Below are 203 nucleotides of genomic sequence, written 5' to 3' on the forward strand. Positions count from 1 at the left end.
ATTATGCCCACGCAGCTGGTCGTCTGGCAAAGCTCATTAAAACCATTCGAGATAAACATCCTGAAGATACAGTGACGGTACTGTCACACAGCCAGGGAACGATGATTGCCCTGGCCGCTGCTGCAATCGAAGCCCCGGACGCACTGTTTGTGATGAATTCGCCCTATGCGCTGGATAATGAAATGACAACCTATATTTCATAT

General features: G+C 48.3%; 1 protein-coding gene. It reads left to right on the forward strand.

Features of this window, described 5'->3' with window-relative positions; genetic code table 11:
• Positions 1-203 (forward strand): alpha/beta fold hydrolase (locus tag NNO02_RS23725; protein WP_271455920.1); only part of this gene is annotated, 203 nt, incomplete at both ends.

It is taken from the genome of Citrobacter sp. Awk 2, assembly GCF_028069815.1.
In the GTDB taxonomy this organism is placed as follows: Bacteria; Pseudomonadota; Gammaproteobacteria; order Enterobacterales; family Enterobacteriaceae; genus Citrobacter.